Consider the following 16,527-nt stretch of genomic DNA (forward strand, 5'->3'; position numbering starts at 1 on the left):
TTTTGCATAACTCAACTGTTTGGGATCAGCGGGCCGTCGGCGCGCTGGCCGTGGCGGCCGGCGGGGTGCTGGTCGCGGCCGGAGGGGCGACCGGGGTGGCCTGCTCGCCCGGCTGGGCGGCGACGCCCGTGTCGGGGGTGGCTCCGTCCGGAGCGACGGTCTGGCCTTCGGTGCCTTCGGCGACGGGGGCTTCACCCTCGGCGGCCGGCGCGCCCTCGGTGCCCGGCTGGCGCGACGGATCGGGGGCGGGGATGGCGTAGCCCTGCGAGCCCTGCTCATGCAGCCAGGCCAGCAGGTTGATGCGGGTGTTGGTGTCGCGGATGCCGGCGAACGACATCTTGGTGCCGGGAATATAACGGGCCGGAGCGGTCAGGAACTGGTCCATCTCGTCCCATCCCCAGATCGGCGCCTCGGCCTTGTGCGCGGCCATGGCGTCCGAATAGGCGAAGCCCGGACGGTGCATGACGGCGCCGCCCATGACGGCCCACAGATTCGGACCGATTCCATCGGCGCCGCCCTGGTTGATCGTGTGGCAGGCCTGGCAGCGTGCGAAGGCGGCCTGGCCGGCGGCGAGGTCGGCGGTCGGTATGACCGTGCCCCAGTCCGGCGCCAACTCGGCCGGACCGGCGGCGGCTTCTTCCGGCGCGTCCACAAAGTAGCCCATCTTTTCAGGGGCTTCGGTGTGATAAATGGCGCCCGACGCTTCCTTGATCACCAGGATGGCGAAGGCCGTGCCCAGCGCGGCGCCGAAAATCTTGTTCCACTTCAGATCGCCGCTCATTCGCGTCGTCGCATCCCGTCTCTAGAGCCCCTGACGCGCACGGCGGTGAGCCGCGCCCAGGGGGCGTGTCCTTGCGTGGGCGTCTCTGACACGCTAGCGCCGCCTTCGCAACCGGCCCGGAACGCTCCGGGCGTCGCAGGGCGCCGCCAAGCCGATGAATCCTCTGATAATGATACCTGCTCGCATGGGGGCGACCCGGCTGCCGGGCAAGCCCCTGGCCGACATCGGCGGCAAGCCCATGATCGTGCGCGCCTGGGAGCAGGCCTCGGCCTCGGGCCTGCCGGCGGTCGTTGCGGCGGGCGATCCCGAGATCGTCGACGTGGTCCAGGCCGCGGGCGGGCGGGCGGTGCTGACCGATCCGGCCCTGCCCAGCGGCTCAGACCGGGTGCTGGCCGCTCTGATGGCCGTGGACCCCGACGGAGAGCATGACGCGGTCATCAATCTGCAGGGAGACATGCCTTTCGCCGCGCCCGACCTTTCGCTGGCGTGCGCCGATCTGCTGGCGCGCGAGGGCCAGTGCGACATCGCGACACTGGTGGCGGCCGAGGCGGACGTTTCAGACCGGGCCAATCCCGATGTGGTCAAGGCGGTCGTGGCCCTGGGCGAGAAGGCGGTTTCTGGACGGGCGCTCTATTTCACCCGCTCGACCCTGTATGGCGACGGACCGGTCTGGCGGCACGTGGGCATATACGGCTATCGCCGCGCGGCTCTGGAGCGGTTCTGCGCCGCGCCGCCGTCGCCGCTGGAGCGGCGCGAGAAGCTGGAGCAGCTGCGGGCGCTGGAGACGGGCCTGTCCATCTGGGCGGCCGTCATCGATCAGGCCCCGCTGTCGGTGGACAACCCGGCCGACCTGGAGGCGGCGCGGGCCCTAGTCTGAAGCCGAGCGTCTAGAGCGCGCGGCGGCGCAGGGCCATGTCGTCGAAGACGGCGGTTTCGCGCTTCTGCTGGGCGATCAGCGTGTTCAGGCGCGTCGTTTCGGCGACGTGCTCGAACTTCTTGAGTTCCTCGAAGGCGGCGGTCAGGGCGTCGCGGGCGCCGTCTTCTTCGGCGGAGACGACGGCGACCTCGGTCTCGGCGTCCGAGCGGCGCGTCTTCCAGCCCGACAGATAGGCGTTCAGCATCATGGCGGCGGTCGGGTCGGCGGCGGCGCGGCCGCGCTCGCCCTCGGCCTCGGCGTCCAGAACGGCGACGCGCATCTCAGCCTCGGCCTTGCGCAGGTTCACCTCGGCCAGGCGCTTCTGCAGCGTCTCGACCTCATAGCTGGAGATGCGGATCAGGGATTGCGCCCAAGCGGTCATTTCATCACTCCCTGATCATGCCCTGGTCTAGAATGGCCTGCAGACGACTAAAGGAATCTGAAAGCCGGGTGACGTCGTCCTTGTCCTGGCCCAGAAACGCCTCGAGCGCCGGGTTCAGGGCGATGGCGCGGTCGACGATGGGGTCTGCGCCGGCCCGATAGGCGCCGATGCGGATCAGCTCTTCCATATTGGCGTAGGCCGACAGGCACTGACGGGCGCGCTTGTTCAGCTCGCGCTCCTCGGGCAGCTGGCAGGCGGGCAGGGTGCGGCTGACGGACTTCAGCACGTCGATGGCCGGGAAGCGGCCGCGCTCGGCGATCTTGCGGTCCATGACGATGTGGCCGTCCAGAATGCCTCGGACCGCGTCGGCGATCGGCTCGTCATGGTCGCCGCCGTCCACCAGCACCGTGAACAGGGCGGTGATCGGCCCCGCCGTGGTGCCGTCGGCGCGCACCGGGCCGGGGCCGGCGCGCTCCAGCAGCTTGGGCAGTTCGGAGAAGACGGTGGGCGTATAGCCCTTGGTCGTCGGCGGTTCGCCCGCCGCCAGGCCGATCTCGCGCTGGGCCATGGCGAATCGGGTGACGGAGTCCATAAGGCACAGGACCTCCAGGTCCTGGTCGCGCAGGAACTCGGATATGGCCAGGGTCATATAGGCCGCCTGACGCCGCTTCAGCGCCGGTTCGTCGGAGGTGGCGACCACGACGATGGCGCGGGCCAGACCCTCTTCGCCCAGGGTCTCCTCGATGAACTCGCGCACCTCGCGACCGCGTTCGCCGATCAAGCCGACCACCACCACGTCGCAGGTCGCCTGACGCGCCAGCATGGACAGCAGGACCGACTTGCCGACGCCCGAGCCGGCGAAGATGCCCAGGCGCTGGCCCCGGCAGGTGGTGGTGAAGACGTCCATCGAGCGCACGCCCAGATCCAGCCGCTCGCCGACGCGGCCGCGCGCATGGGCCGGGGGCGGGGGTGCGCGCAGCGGATAGGGGACCGGGCCCTGGGGCAGAGGGCCCTTGCCGTCGATGGGGTTTCCGAAGGCGTCGATGATGCGGCCCAGCCAGGCGGTGGTCGGGCGCACGCTGGCGGCGCTGTCGATGATGCGGATGTCGGCGCCCGGCGCCACGCCCTCGACCGGGCCGAAGGGCATCAGCAGGGCGGTGGAGGCGCGGAAACCCACCACCTCTGCCGGCAGGGGCGTCAGGCCGCGCCCGCGCACGATCTCGGCCCGCGCCCCGACCGCCAGCCGGCTGAGCCCGCCGCGGGATTCGATCAGCAGACCCGACACGCCCGCGACCTTGCCGGTCACGACCAGCGGATCGATCGCTTCGACGGCGGCGACGAGATTGCGCAAATGAACGGCCCCGATACTGAGACCCAGAAGTCGTCCATCGTGGTTAACGGGTGGTTAGGACTGAACCGAACATCGGCTATGCGCGGGGGATGGTTGGCCGCGGCCCTTGCGCGATTTCGGCGTCTGGGGGCGCCGCACCCCTTGCGATCGCTGGCGGACGCCTATCTCTTGCAGGCCCAGCCCCCGGAGATCTCCCCATGTCCGACGCTTCCTACGACGCCAGCCGCCACCGCAAGTCCGGTCGCGGCAAGGTCTATGACTCGATCATCGACACCATCGGCGACACGCCGATCGTCGGCCTGCCGCGCCTGTCGGCCGAGATGAAGCCCAAGGCCCGCGTGCTGGCCAAGCTGGAGTTCTTCAATCCGATTGCCTCGGTCAAGGACCGGATCGGGGTCGCCATGATCGAGGCGCTGGAGCAGGCGGGCAGGATCGGTCCCGGCAGCGTGCTGATCGAGCCCACCAGTGGAAACACCGGGATCGCCCTGGCCTTCGTCGCCGCCGCCAGGGGCTATCGGCTGATCCTGTGCATGCCCGAGAGCATGTCGATGGAGAGGCGCAAGATGCTGGCCCTGCTGGGCGCCGAGCTTGAGCTGACGCCGGCCGAGAAGGGGATGAAGGGCGCAATCGCCCGCGCCGCGGAACTGCTGGAGAAGACGCCGGGCGCCGTCAGTCCGGCCCAGTTCGACAATCTGGCCAATCCCGCCATCCACGAGGTCACGACGGCCGAGGAGATCTGGAACGACACGGCCGGCGCGGTCGACATCGTCATCGCCGGCGTCGGGACCGGCGGCACTATCACCGGCGTCGGCCACGCCCTGAAGGCCAAGAAACCTTCGGTGCGGATGATCGCGGTCGAGCCGACCGCCTCGCCTGTGCTGTCCGGCGGCGAGCCTGGGCCGCATAAGATCCAGGGCATCGGCGCGGGCTTCGTGCCCTCCATCGTCGACCGCCAGGTGATCGACGGCGTCGAACAGGTCTCCAACGAGGATGCCTTCGAGATGGCGCGCAAGGTCGCGCGGGTGGAGGGGATTCCGGTCGGCATCTCGTCCGGCGCGGCCCTGGTCGCCGCCTTCCGCCAGGCGGCGCTCGACGAAAACTCCGGCAAGACCATCGTGGCCATCATCCCCAGCTTCGCCGAACGCTATCTGTCGACGGCTCTGTTCGAGGGGCTTTAAGCGTCCTCACCATGGGTTAACCGCTCGCGGCTAGCGTGTCCGTGATGGCCGAGCCCGCTGAAATTCCTGCCGAACCTCAGATCGCGTTTCGCGCTCGCCGGGCGCTGCTCAAGCGTCTGGCCGATGTGGTGTCGCTGCCTGCCAGTCGGATCAACGCCTTTGAGCGGTCGGTCACGGGCGACCTGCTGGTCGAGATGCTGCGCGCGGCCTCGCCCAAGGAGCGCGAGCGAGTGGCCCAGCGCCTGGCGCCGCTCAGCGAAGTGCCCAATACGCTGACCCGTCTGCTGCTGCGAGACGATCCCGCAGTGGCGCGTCACCTGATTGAGCAGTGCGCCTCCCTGACCGACGCCGACCTGACCGCCTGCGCGCGGGACGCCAGCGAAGAGCACCGGATCATGATCGCACAGCGGCGCGGCCTGTCGGAGGTCGTGACCGAGACCCTGATGAGCTTCGGCGAGGATGCGGTCATCGAGGCTGTGCTGAAGAACGGCAATGCGCGCCTGTCGCAGGTCGGGCTGGAAGGCGTCGTCAGCCTGAGCCGTCAGTCGCCGGACCTGTGCAGGCATCTGCTACGCCGGCCCGAGCTGAGGCCGTCGGGCGCCTACGTCATGTTCTGGTGGTGCGGGCCTGAAGACCGCAAGACCATTCTGCAACGCTTCGCCGTATCGCGCGAAGTCATGCAGGAGGTGGCCGAAGACGTCTTCGCCATGGCCGCCCAGGAACAGTGGCAGGACCCGGTGGCGCGCAAGGCGCTGCAGTTCATCGAGCGGCGCCAGCGCAACCGCGCCGCTATCGCCAAGAGCCCCTATGGCTCGCTGGAACACGCGATCGCCGCCGCCGAGAAGGACGGTCTGGGCCGCGCCGTGGCCTCCGAGATCGCATATCTGGCCGGGGTCAAGCCGTTGACCGGGGCCAAGATCCTGGGCGATCCCGGCGGCGAGCCTGTCGCCATCCTGTGCAAGGCCACCGGACTGTCGCGGGTCGATCTGGAGAACCTGTGGCGCTCGATGCGCCGACCCGAGACGCTGGAGAGCGGTGAGGTGCATCCCGCTTGGGAGCGGACGCAGATCACCTATGAAATGTTGGCGGTCGACCGCGCCCAGACGGTCCTGCGTTACTGGAACTGGTCGCTATCCTCTGCGCTAACGCCCGCGCTGCTTCGCGCGATACGCGAAGGCGAGGATGAGGCGATCGACGAATATTCGGCGCCTGAGCGCGCTGCGATGATGGCGCTGGCCGAAAACTTCGGTCGATGAAATCCGGCTCGCCGCTAAACTGATATTTCCGTCGCATTGCTTTCGTCGGGAAACACTCTTATGAGCCGAGACGAAGGCTGATCGGGGGCGATCAGTCGTGCTTAACGCAAATCAAGGTCAAAGGCGGCTGGTCATGGAAGAACAACAACCCCAACTGCTGGAAATGACGGCCGACATCGTGTCCGCCTATGTCGGCAACAACACCGTGGACGCCACGGTGCTGCCGTCGCTGATCGCCAGCATCCATACCGCTCTGTCGCAGGTAGCGGGCGGCGCCCCCGAGCCCGAGCCCGAGCCCCAGGAGCCGGCGGTCTCGATCCGCAAGTCGATCAGCCCCGACTTCCTGATCTGCCTGGAGGACGGCCGCAAGTTCAAGTCGCTGAAGCGCCACCTGCGCACCAAGTACGACATGAGCCCGGAAGAGTATCGGGCCAAGTGGGGTCTGCCCAAGGACTATCCGATGGTCGCGCCGAACTACGCCAAGGCGCGCTCCGAACTGGCCAAGCAGATGGGGCTGGGCCAGGGCGGCCGCAAACCCGCCCGCGCGACCCGCGCCAAGAAGTAGGATCTGGCTTCAGATCGGAGAACGCCCGCCTTCCTTGCGGAGGGCGGGCGTTTTCGTGTCCGGATCAGGCCGCCCGACGCAGACGCCAGAAGCGCAGAGTGCGGAGCGCCGCCTCGCGCTGCAGCTCTGCATACATTCGGGCATAGACGTGCGCCTTCGCCATGGCGTCGCCCTCGTCGTTCAGAAGGGCGACGGCGTAGGTCAGGAACAGCGCGCGATCCAGGTCCGCGGCCTTGCAGACGACGGCCAGGGCGTCGAGCTCGCGCCGCTCCACGATCTGGCGGGCCGTGTGGAAATCGATGTCCGCCAGCTGCGACAGGGCGATGTAGAAAGAGGTGCGGCTGCCCGAGCGCAGGAAGCGCGCCAGCATCTGCGGGGTTAGCTGACTGGCGGCGCGGAGTTCTTCGACATAGGCGGAGCATTCGGCGTAGTCCGCCGGAAGCACGCCGTCGCCGGTGGCGACGCGGTTGCGCCCCGCCGCCAGGGCGCTTTCCAGCAGGATGGGATCCAGGCGCGCGTTCTGCTCCAGGATCTGCAGGCGTAACCGCTGCTCGACCACGAAATACATCTCGTTGAGGAGGTCGGCCGGGAGGGCTTTCCGGGCGACGGTCGCCTCATGCAGCTTCGGATTGGCCAGGGCGCGCTCGACGGCCTGCTCCGAGGCGTCGCGCGACAGGCGGGCGCCGTCATTGCGCAGCAGCACATCCAGCGTCTCGTCGTCACCATGTTGGACGATGGCGTCGGATACGGCTTCGGACACAACCTCGCGCTGGGAGACGGCGCGGATGTGCATTTGAGAACGTCGGCGCACGACCTCGATCAGATCTTCGTCGGTCAGCACGGGCGAGGCCCGCAGAACCGACTGAGCGACAGCCGCATCGTCCTGGGACAGCGTGCGGATCAGATAGGGCGGGGCCTCCAGGGCGTCGGCGAAGCGACGGGCCAGTTCCGCGCGCACGGCGGTCTCCATCTCGGAGGCCAGCTGTCCCAGGATTTCACCGTAGAGCGCGGTCTCGGCGGCGCTGCGTTCGGGCGCGCCGAAGAAATGTTCGGTCAGTTCGCGCAGTAGAGCGCGGCGCTTCTCGCTGGACGGCTCGCGGGCGAGTTCGATCAGCTCGGGCAGGCGGGTGGCCATGTTGGCGGCCGCCTCGGCGACGTCGTGGCTCATGGAATGGGATCCGCCTCGACCTGGGGCGTGGCGCGGACGCGGCCCTGAGCGTCGCGATACAGGGCCGGCGGCTCGGGCGGTGCGGCGAGATCGCCGGACGAGGGCGTCTCGTCCAGTTGGACCGGCAGGGCGTCAAGATATACCGGCGGCGGGGTGGGCACGGAATCGGGTTGCCGCCCGGCCTGACGGTGCAGGGAATAGTAGCGCGAACCCTGACCGGCGGCGCCGGCGATCACACGGGGTTGGGGCGCGGATTGCGGCGCCGCTTGCGGGAGCGGCGCGGGCTGGATGTGCGCCGTCTCGGGCTCGGCGGGCGGCGGAGCGGCGGGCTCGGCGCCGTAATCGGGTCGTTGCAGACGGAAGATCGGCGCGTCGCGGCGCGGCGCCATGGGGTCATAGGCGGGGTCGGCCGGCGGTTGCGGCGGCGCCTCGACGCGAGCGGCCTCGCGCACGATCTCCGGTACGGGTTCGGGAACCGGGGCGGGCAGGGGCGTCGGCGGGGGAGGCGGAACGTAGGCCGGCGGCGCCTCGCGGACGGGCGCGGGCATCGGCGGCGGCGCATAGGCGGTTTCGGTCGGGGCCGGATAGACCGTCGCCGGCTCCTCGCGCGGCGGAAGCCAGGCGCTGGCGGGCGTCAGGCCAGGACGCGCGACCTCTGCCATGGGCGGACGGGCGATCAGTCGCGCCGAAGGCGGGCGCACGGTTCGGCCGGCGGCGGGCTGTGGAGCGGGTTCAGCGGCGGCCGACGGCGCAGGCGACGGAGCGGGTGCAGCCGTCGCCGCCTTGCCGGGCCACGACAGGTAGCGCAGACCATTCGCGCCGGTCGCGGCGGACTGCGCCAAGGCGGGCGATGCGGCCGTCGTGAGCGCCACGACGGCCACGGAGAAGAGGATCATGCGGCGCACGGCGGCTCCGAAGAAGATAACGCTGATATTCAATACTAGCGCAGGCGGCTTAATCCGCCGCTAACGCCGGATCAGCCCCGGCCGGGCAGGTAGTCGTCGGTGAACAGCGCGCGGGGCGGCGGCGCGGCGCTGAAGAGACCGGCCTGAACGGCGGCTTCCGATACGGCCTGCCACCGCTCCGCCGTCATGGCGCCGAGGCCGACCAAGGCCGCGTCTCCGCCCTCGACGAGCGCAAGGTCGCGCATGCGCGACCGCGCCGCCATCTGCACCGGTTCGGTCAGGCTGGGATCGGCCTGGCGCATCAGGGCGTGGGCGGCGTCAGGGTCATCCTGCAGATAGTCGCGCCAGCCCTCGACGGTCTCGGCGACGAAGTCGCGCAGGGCTCGGACATTGTCCCGCGCGAAGGCGTCGGGCACGGCCAGGACGCCGCCGTAGGCCGGGTAGCCCTGGTCGGCCAGCAACTGGATCTGCGGACGCGTCTGGAGCACGGCCTGGGGCGCCGTCAGGACATCGGCCAGAAGCACCGCGCCGGGCTCGTCGAAAAAGGCGTCGGTCGTGGCGGCCTGGCGCTGCGTCTCGACGAGGCCGAAGCGCGCGCGCAGCCAGGGCCAGGCCAGGGGAGCATCCGAGGGCGAGACCAGGATGGGCCGATCACGCAAGGTCGAAATCAGATCGGGGCCCGGCTGGCCACGCGCGATCAGGGCCAGCGGGCTCTTCTGGAGGAAGGCCGCGACGGCGCGGACCGGGGCGCGCTGGGCGGCGAGATCCAGGATGGCGACGGCGTCGGCCGCCAGGGCCAGTTCCGCGTTCGATGCGCCCAGGCGCTCGCCCAGTGGCGTGGCGTCAGGCAGCCGTTCGATGCTGAGCCTGCGGCGTGCATAGAGGTCTGTGGCCAGGGCCTGGAATACGCCGGCCTGGGCCAGGCCGGGTTCGGCGTCGAGCGCCAGCCTGAGCCTCACCCGCCCTTGGGCGTCCACCGGCGCCTGGCCGCGCCCGCACCCGGCCAGAAGGCCGAAGGCGGCGGCGCCGGCGAGCAGGCCGCGGCGAGGAATCGGCCGGGAAACAAACGACATGACCGAGGCTTAGACCATTTTCGGCTCGGTCGGAATCGTTCGAGCCGCCACCAGGGTTCACGGCGCGTCGGGTGTCTCGTCAGGCAAGAGGAAACGCACGGGAATCGTGCACCGGACGCCCGGCGTAAAGCTTGGATCCGCGCTGCCGCTGGAGACGATGGCCAGCGCTTCGCGTCCGAAGATATAGGCCGGCTGGGCGTCCACGATCGCAGCATTGCCGACCTGCCCCCAGGTGGCGAGGTCGAAGCGGATCACCGCCCAGCCCTCGATGGAGCGGCGCCTGAATACTTCCGGAAAGGTCAGGTTGGCCCGGGGCCTGTAGCGATCGCCGATCTCTGCGGGGCAGGCCTGTAGCGGGTCATCGGGCGAGGGCGGCCGCTCGGGCGCCTCCAGCAGCCCCCCGTAGCGGTAGAAGTTGTAAACGCAGCCCTTCAGAGCGGGGCCGGGGTGCAGGAGGGTTTCGCCAACGGCGCGGCGAGCCTCGGCGTCGAAGGCGTCGTCCCCCGACGAGCCCAGGATTTCGACGTTGCGGCTTCGGCCGTCTTCGTCAACGTCCCAGCGCAGGACGGTCCAGCCATAGCCGCCGGGCAAGGTGGAGCCTATGCGGAAATCCGGCACGGCGACCAGACGCTGCGGCCGGGCGCGGCGCGCCTCCCCTACGCAGTTCGATCCGGGGCCGGCCAGGCGTCGTTCGACGATGTCGCGCGGCGTTCCGGTCGTGCGTGTCACCGCGTAATAGGCCAGGAGCGTTTCGGTCGGCGCCGCGCTGGCCGACTGCGGAGTGAAGCGCACCTCCAGACGGCAATCGCGCGCGGGACCGTCGAACCGCCATGCCGCCAGGCTGGCCTGGATGGCGTCGTCCGGCGAAACACGGCGCCCGATGATCACCACTCCGCCGGACGGGTCGGGCGCCGACGACGGGGCGCCGATGTTGTAGGGCCGCCCCTCGGGGTCGATGGAGAAGGTCGTCTCGACGGTTTCGATGCGTTGTCCGCGCGCGCCCGAACCTTGCAACCGGGCGGGCAGCACCTCGGCGTACAGCGGCGTGACCACGCGTCCGTTGCAAACCGCTTGCGCCGACGGCGCCATCAGAACGACGTCGCCGGGAGCGTCTGCGTCAGTGTTCCCTGCCGTCTGGGCCATCGACGGCGAGCCGGCCAACGCGAGGGCGGCGACTAAGGCGAGGTCGATCTGGAGCGGTCGGCCCATGGGTGTCTCGCTATGGCTGCCCTGCAGATGACACCGGCGTTCGCTCTGGGGTCAACCGGCTTTAAAGGCGGATGTAGCGGCGCCGGAATTGAGCGAGGGCGCGGGACCCCGGTCGAACCGTTGATCTCGCGCCCTCGCCAAGTCCGGGTTGGACTTGGCCGTTGAGGGTCAGAACCTTGGCCTGGCGCCGGTCGGGCGAACCCGAATGGCGGTCGGCTGTATCCTGGCGGCTCCTGGTCTCTGGCGTTCCGCAGGGCGTGAGCCCTGCGCCGTCCGTCGATCCCGACCTGGTTCTCCGTGAACGTGGCGCCGAGGCGCTTCGGTTCGGGAGCCTGGGCCCTGTCTGGTCGCTTCATCCGGTCCGAAGACCTCAGGAAGCGTCCTGATCAGAGAGCCGGACCGACCCGCTTGAACTCCAAGTCTCCCTGGTTTTCCGCGCCGCCGTGTCCCTCGGCCTGTTGACGTTCACGCAGATGCCGCTATGACGCAAGCGCCCGAACCTCCGGCGCTGTGCGGAAACGCAGCCGATGCGGTGGGCAAGCCTGTGGACATCGGTGGATGGTTTCGATTCGCCGGGGCGGATCAGAGGCTTGCGCTGTCCACAGGAAAGCGGCCCCAACTGATCACACCGCCAGAGCGGCCTTCTTCTCTTCCAGCTCGAGCCATTCCAGCTCGGCCGCCTCGAGGTCGGCGCGGGCCTTTTCGGCGGCCTTCATGGCGCGGTCGAAAGCGGCGGGATCGCGGGCGTAGAGGTCGGGGTCGGCCAGGGTCGCATCGTGCCGGGCGATGACGTCGGGCAGGCTCTCCATCAGGCCCTCGACCTCCTCCAGCCGCCGGGCGTCCTTGTAGGACAGCTTCGCTTTTTTGCTGGGGGCGCGGTCAGAAGGCTCCGCCTTCTCGATCCGACGCGCCCCGGTTTTCTCGTCACTCGCTGCACGCGACTCGCTGCTGAGAAAGCCGGGGTTCTGCCGCACGAAGTCGGTCCAGCCGCCGGGGGTCTCCACGATGTCGCCGCGGCCGTTGAGGGCCAGGGTCGAGGTGGCGAGGCGGTCGATGAAGTCGCGGTCGTGCGAGACCAGGATCAGGGTGCCGTCATAGCTCTCGAGCAGCTCTTCCAGCTTGTCGAGCGTGTCCATGTCCAGGTCGTTGGTCGGTTCGTCGAGCACCAGCAAATTGGCCGGCTGGGCCAGGGCGCGGGCCAGCAGCAGGCGGTTGCGCTCGCCGCCCGACAGGGTCGAGATGGGCTGCTTCAGCTGGGCCTCCTGGAACAGGAAGTCCTTGGCGTAGGCGGCCACGTGCATGGACCGGCCGCGCACGAGGATGCTGTCGCCGCCGCCCGGCGTCAGGGCGTCCCACAGACTCATGTCCGAGCGCAGGCCCTCGCGCGACTGGTCCAGATAGACGGGCTCCAGATTGGCTCCCAGGCGCACCGAGCCTTCGTCCGGCGCCAATTCGCCCAGCAGCACCTTGACCAGGGTGGTCTTGCCCGCGCCGTTGGGGCCGACGATGCCCAGCCGGTCGCCACGCATGACGCGGGTGGTCAGGCCCTTGAAGATCGTGCGCTCGCCAAAGCGCTTGGCGACCCCCTTCACCTCGGCCACCAGCTTGCCGGACAGGGCGCCGGAATCGACGCCCAGGTTCAGCTCGCGCGGCAGGTCGCGGACCCGCTCGGCCCGGTCGGCGCGCATGGCCATGAGGGCGCGGGCGCGACCCTCGTTGCGGGTGCGCTGGGCGGTGATGGAGCGGTAGAAGGTGTAGGTTTCGGCCTCAATCTTCTTGGTCAGGCGACGCAGCGACTCGGCCTCTTCGTCCATGACCTTGGCGGACCAGTCGTCGAAGGCGTCGAAGCCCTTGTTCAGGGTGCGGACACGTCGGCCTTCCAGCCAGTGCACCGTGTCGGTGACGCGGTTCAGGAAGGCGCGGTCGTGGCTGACGACCAGCACGGCGCAACGGGCGGCCAGCAGTTCCTTCTCCAGAAGCTCGATGGCCAAGATGTCGAGGTGGTTGGTCGGCTCGTCCAGCAGCAGCAGGTCGGGCTCTTCGGCGAAGGCCTTGGCGAGCGCCGCGCGGCGGGTCTCGCCGCCCGACAGGCCCTGGGTCGACTTGGCCGGGTCCAGGCCGAAGGTGGTCAGCCAGGCCTCGGCCGTCCAGGGCTCGGCCTCGCCGGAGGCGGCGTAGTCCAGCAGGGTGTCGCCGGTGATCGGCGGCTCCTGGGGCACATAGGCGAAGCGTACGCCGGCCTGGACCGAGCGGTCGCCGCTGTCGGGTTCGATCAGGCCCATGACGACCTTGATCAGGGTCGACTTGCCGGCTCCGTTGCGGCCCACCAGGGCGGCGCGGCTGCGCGGCTCCAGCGCCATGTCGACACCGTCGAACAGCGGGCGCGGCCCGTCCTGAAGACGAACATCCTTGAGAGCGACGAGGGGGGGACGGGCGGCCATGGCGGGCATATAGGCGGTGCGGCCTCGGGCGTCATCCGACTTTGGGCAAGTGGCGGCTTTAACAAAGATTTGGCGGTTGTCTGCTGATCTGCGGGCATGGCCAGTACGCGCGCGTCGCTTCCGATCACAAAGGCGTCCCAGTTGCTGGAGCTGGACAGTCCCTTTGATCGGCTGACCAATCTGGCGTGCAGCATCTTCGGCCTGCCGCACGCCATGATCTCCATCATCGACGGCGAGCGGACGGTGTTCCGATCCAACGTCGGCCTGGGCCAGGATGAGCTGCCGCGCGACATGACGCTGACGAACCATATCGTCAGCCTGGGGCCGGACGCGCTGGTCATGGTGGAGGACGGCCAGGCCGATCCGCGCACGTGCGATCATGTGATGGTCAAGGGCCCGCCCTATCTGCGCTTCTTCGCCGGGGTGGCGGTGGTGGGGCGCGACAACCGTCCGATCGGGGCGATCGGTGTGATGGACGTCAGGCCGCGCAAGCCGCTGACAACGCGGCAGGTCGAGACGCTGAAGATGCTGGGCCAGATGGCGGCGGACCTGTTTCAGCAAGCGGACTCGACCCGGGCGCAACGCGAGCAGATCGCCCTGCTGAAACTGGCCGAGGAGGTCGCGGGCGTCGGCCACTGGCGGGTCGATCTGACGACGGGCGAGACGACGGCTTCGGACGAGGTGGTCCGCATCCACGGGGTCGAGCCTGGTTCGGCGCAGGCCTCCGACGTGGACATGTACGCCCAGTACGAGCCAGAGGATCTGGAGCGGCTGCAGGGCCTGTTGGCGCGGGCGGCCGAGACCGGCGAGGGCTATGAGACCACCATTCGGTTGAGACGGCTGGATGATGGGGGCCGCAGATTGACGCGGGCGCGGGCGCGGGTGCAGCGCGATGAAAACGGCCGGCCGAGAGTCATCTTCGGCGTTTTCCAGGACATCACCGACGCCACCGAGGCAGAGCAGAGACTGAAGGACAGCGAGGCCGCCCTGTCGCGCCAGGTGGCGACGTTGAACCTGGCGCAGGGCGTGGCCGGGCTGGGCGTCTGGCGGCTGGATATCGCGACCGGAGCGGTGGCCTGGTCCGACGAGGTCTATCGCATCCACGGCGTGGATCGCGCGAGTTTCGATCCGTCATATGACGATGCGGTCGGATTCTATCATGCCGAGGACCAGCCCCGCGTGAAGGCCTGGATCGAGCAGGCGATCCAGGGGGAGGAGCCTGGCGAGTTCCGACTGCGGATCATCCGCGCCGACGGCGAGGAGCGGGTCGTGCTGTCCCGCTGTCGGCGGGAGCTCGATGCTCAGGGCGTCCTGATTGCGCTGGTCGGCGTGTTCCAGGACGTGACCGAGCGCGAGCGGGCCCACGAGATCGTGGCGGCCAGCGAGGCGCGGTTCAGAACGCTGGCGGACCACGCCAGCGACGTCATAGCCATATTCAATCTGGACGGAGTGTTCCGCTATCTGTCACCGGCGATCACGCGCGTCATGGGTTGGGCGCCCGAGGACCTGATCGGGATGCGCAGCTGGGACCTGGTGCACACCGATGATCACGAGGTCATGCGTGCGGCCTACCGCGCTCATCTGGCCGCGGAACCGGGCGCGCTGTCGCCGCGTATCCGCTATCGCGGGCGGCGCAAGGACGGAAGCTGGGCCTGGCTGGAGGCGCAGCCGACCGTCTTGCGCGACCGCAACGGCGCGCCGATCGAGATTCAGGACAGCGTGCGCGACATCTCGGCGGCCAAGGCGCTGGAGGAGGCGCTGACCGAGGCGCGGGACGCGGCCGAGGCGGCGGCGCGGGCGAAGGGCGACTTCCTGGCCAATATGAGCCATGAGCTGCGAACGCCGCTGACCAGCGTGATCGGCTACTCCGGCCTGCTGAAGGACCGCGAGGGGCTGGGGCCGACCGAGCGGCTGTTCGCGGACCGCATCGCCACGTCCAGCCAGGCGCTGCTGTCGGTGATCAACGACATCCTGGATTATTCCAAGCTGGAGGCCGGGGCGATCGAGCTGGAGACGGCGCCGTTCGATCCGCGCGAACTTGCCGCAAGAGCCCTGAGCATCGTCGAGCCCCAGGCGGCGGCCAAGGGCCTGGCGCTGGACTGGCGGCTGGGAGACGGAACGCCGCAGGCTCTGTGCGGCGACGAGGCGCGGCTGGGGCAGGTGCTGCTGAACTTCCTGTCCAATGCGGTGAAGTTCACCGAGGCGGGCGGGGTCCGAATCGAAGGCGGCTGGGCCAGTGGACGGTTGCGGCTGGAGGTTATCGACAGCGGCGAAGGGATCGATCCGGCCAAGATCGAACGGCTGTTCGAGCGCTTCACCCAGGCCGACAGCTCGACCACGCGGCTGCACGGCGGGACGGGTCTGGGCCTGGCGATCTGCAAGCGGCTGATCGAGCTGATGGGCGGGACGATCGGCGCGCGCAGCACGCTGGGCGAAGGGTCGGTGTTCTGGTTTGAAGTTCCGGCTCAAGAAGCGGACGCCGCGATGACCCTGAGCGATCCGGCCGTGCCGGGCGCGCTGGATGTCGAGGGCCTGAGGGTGCTGATGGCAGACGACAACGCCGGCAACCGCGAGCTCTTCCGCGTCATGAGCGCGGCGTGGGGGATCGAGCTGGAGACGGCCAGCGACGGGCTGGAGGCACTGCAGCGCGCCAAAGACGGCGGCCTGGATCTGATCCTGATGGACCTGCACATGCCGGTGATGGACGGCATGGACGCCACGCGGGCCATACGACAGCTGGAGGGCGCGATCGGCCAGGCGCCCATCATTGCGCTGAGCGCCGACGTCCAGCCTGAGCAGATGGCCGTATGTCATGCGATCGGCATGGACGGCCATGTGGCCAAGCCCATCAATGTCGAAACCCTGTTGCGGGAAATGTCCCGCGTTGTTCAAGCGGGCCGCGCGGCCCCGGAGTATGCGTTGTGAGCCGGACCATTCTGACCGTCGAGGACGAGCCGATCATCCGCGAAATGATCGGGTTGGTGCTGTCGGGCGCGGGCTATGTCGTAGCGCCGGCCGGGACAGGGCGCGACGCCCTGGACATGCTGGCCCGCAACCGGTTCGACCTGGTGCTGTTGGACGTGCACATGCCGCGCATGAGCGGGCTGGACGTGTTGGAGCGGATGCAGAGGATGGGCCGCACCATGCCGCCTGTCCTGATGCTGACGGCGGACCGGGAGATTTCGACGGTGACGGCGGCGCGCGACCGGGGCTGCGTCGGTTATGTGGTCAAGCCGTTCACGCCTGAAACCCTGCTGGAGCGCGTCAGGCACGCCCTGGCCCGGCCCGCCTCGGCGGCGTGA

Annotated in this window: 14 protein-coding genes; 6 read left to right on the plus strand and 8 right to left on the minus strand. The window is 69.3% G+C overall.

All coding sequences use genetic code 11. The annotated features are described in order from the left end of the window. Nucleotides 1-25: 25 nt before the first annotated feature. Entirely contained in the window at nt 26-781 is a 756-nt protein-coding gene (locus ACK4I0_RS03385) for a c-type cytochrome (RefSeq protein ID WP_409607995.1), read from the minus strand. Nucleotides 782-935: 154 nt separating this feature from the next. Here ACK4I0_RS03385 and ACK4I0_RS03390 point away from each other — a divergent pair, with 154 nt between their 5' ends. After that, nucleotides 936-1,658, plus strand: a complete 723-nt coding sequence (locus tag ACK4I0_RS03390; protein WP_409607997.1) for a 3-deoxy-manno-octulosonate cytidylyltransferase — start codon at nt 936-938, stop codon at nt 1,656-1,658. Nucleotides 1,659-1,668: 10 nt separating this feature from the next. Here the strand turns inward: ACK4I0_RS03390 and ACK4I0_RS03395 are convergent, their stop codons facing one another. Further along, on the minus strand, nt 1,669-2,079 hold the full coding sequence (locus ACK4I0_RS03395) for a flagellar FliJ family protein (RefSeq protein WP_409607999.1): 411 nt from the start codon (nt 2,077-2,079) through the stop codon (nt 1,669-1,671). 4 nt (nt 2,080-2,083) lie between these two features. Continuing rightward, complete coding sequence (fliI, locus tag ACK4I0_RS03400; protein ID WP_409608001.1) at nt 2,084-3,430, minus strand: flagellar protein export ATPase FliI; 1,347 nt, start codon at nt 3,428-3,430, stop codon at nt 2,084-2,086. Between the two features lie 197 nt (nt 3,431-3,627). Between fliI and cysK the strand changes: the two genes are divergently transcribed. From cysK to ACK4I0_RS03415, 3 genes are all read left to right on the plus strand, one after another. Further along, nucleotides 3,628-4,608, plus strand: coding sequence for a cysteine synthase A (gene cysK / locus ACK4I0_RS03405; RefSeq protein ID WP_409608003.1), 981 nt, complete (start codon nt 3,628-3,630; stop codon nt 4,606-4,608). 44 nt (nt 4,609-4,652) lie between these two features. Continuing rightward, on the plus strand, nt 4,653-5,864 hold the full coding sequence (locus ACK4I0_RS03410; protein WP_409608005.1) for a DUF2336 domain-containing protein: 1,212 nt from the start codon (nt 4,653-4,655) through the stop codon (nt 5,862-5,864). A 133-nt stretch (nt 5,865-5,997) separates the two neighbouring features. Beyond that, nucleotides 5,998-6,429, plus strand: coding sequence for a MucR family transcriptional regulator (locus ACK4I0_RS03415; RefSeq protein ID WP_409608007.1), 432 nt, complete (start codon nt 5,998-6,000; stop codon nt 6,427-6,429). A 64-nt stretch (nt 6,430-6,493) separates the two neighbouring features. Here ACK4I0_RS03415 and ACK4I0_RS03420 read toward each other — a convergent pair whose 3' ends face one another. The 5 genes from ACK4I0_RS03420 to ACK4I0_RS03440 all read right to left on the minus strand — a co-directional run bounded on the left by ACK4I0_RS03420 (nt 6,494) and on the right by ACK4I0_RS03440 (nt 13,234). Then, nucleotides 6,494-7,597, minus strand: coding sequence for a DUF2336 domain-containing protein (locus tag ACK4I0_RS03420; protein ID WP_409608009.1), 1,104 nt, complete (start codon nt 7,595-7,597; stop codon nt 6,494-6,496). After that, the gene (locus ACK4I0_RS03425) at nt 7,594-8,502 is read right to left on the minus strand and encodes a hypothetical protein (RefSeq protein WP_409608011.1); all 909 of its coding nucleotides are present in this window, start codon (nt 8,500-8,502) and stop codon (nt 7,594-7,596) included. Before ACK4I0_RS03425 ends, ACK4I0_RS03420 begins: the two co-directional genes overlap by 4 nt. A gap of 71 nt (nt 8,503-8,573) precedes the next feature. Then, nucleotides 8,574-9,575 carry an ABC transporter substrate-binding protein gene (locus ACK4I0_RS03430; RefSeq protein WP_409608013.1) on the minus strand — a complete coding sequence of 334 codons (1,002 nt, stop codon included), beginning with the start codon at nt 9,573-9,575 and terminating at the stop codon, nt 8,574-8,576. A gap of 57 nt (nt 9,576-9,632) precedes the next feature. Continuing rightward, a complete protein-coding gene (locus ACK4I0_RS03435) occupies nt 9,633-10,784 on the minus strand; it encodes an energy transducer TonB (protein ID WP_409608015.1) in 1,152 nt (383 codons plus the stop codon). A 623-nt stretch (nt 10,785-11,407) separates the two neighbouring features. Next, a complete protein-coding gene (locus ACK4I0_RS03440; RefSeq protein ID WP_409608017.1) occupies nt 11,408-13,234 on the minus strand; it encodes an ABC-F family ATP-binding cassette domain-containing protein in 1,827 nt (608 codons plus the stop codon). A gap of 87 nt (nt 13,235-13,321) precedes the next feature. On the opposite strand from ACK4I0_RS03440, the gene ACK4I0_RS03445 reads away from it, so the two are divergent. Further along, nucleotides 13,322-16,150, plus strand: coding sequence for a PAS domain-containing protein (locus ACK4I0_RS03445; protein WP_409608019.1), 2,829 nt, complete (start codon nt 13,322-13,324; stop codon nt 16,148-16,150). Beyond that, nucleotides 16,147-16,527 carry a response regulator transcription factor gene (locus ACK4I0_RS03450; RefSeq protein WP_409608021.1) on the plus strand — a complete coding sequence of 127 codons (381 nt, stop codon included), beginning with the start codon at nt 16,147-16,149 and terminating at the stop codon, nt 16,525-16,527. Before ACK4I0_RS03445 ends, ACK4I0_RS03450 begins: the two co-directional genes overlap by 4 nt.

The sequence above is a fragment of the Brevundimonas sp. genome (assembly GCF_046295775.1).
Taxonomy (GTDB): domain Bacteria; phylum Pseudomonadota; class Alphaproteobacteria; order Caulobacterales; family Caulobacteraceae; genus Brevundimonas.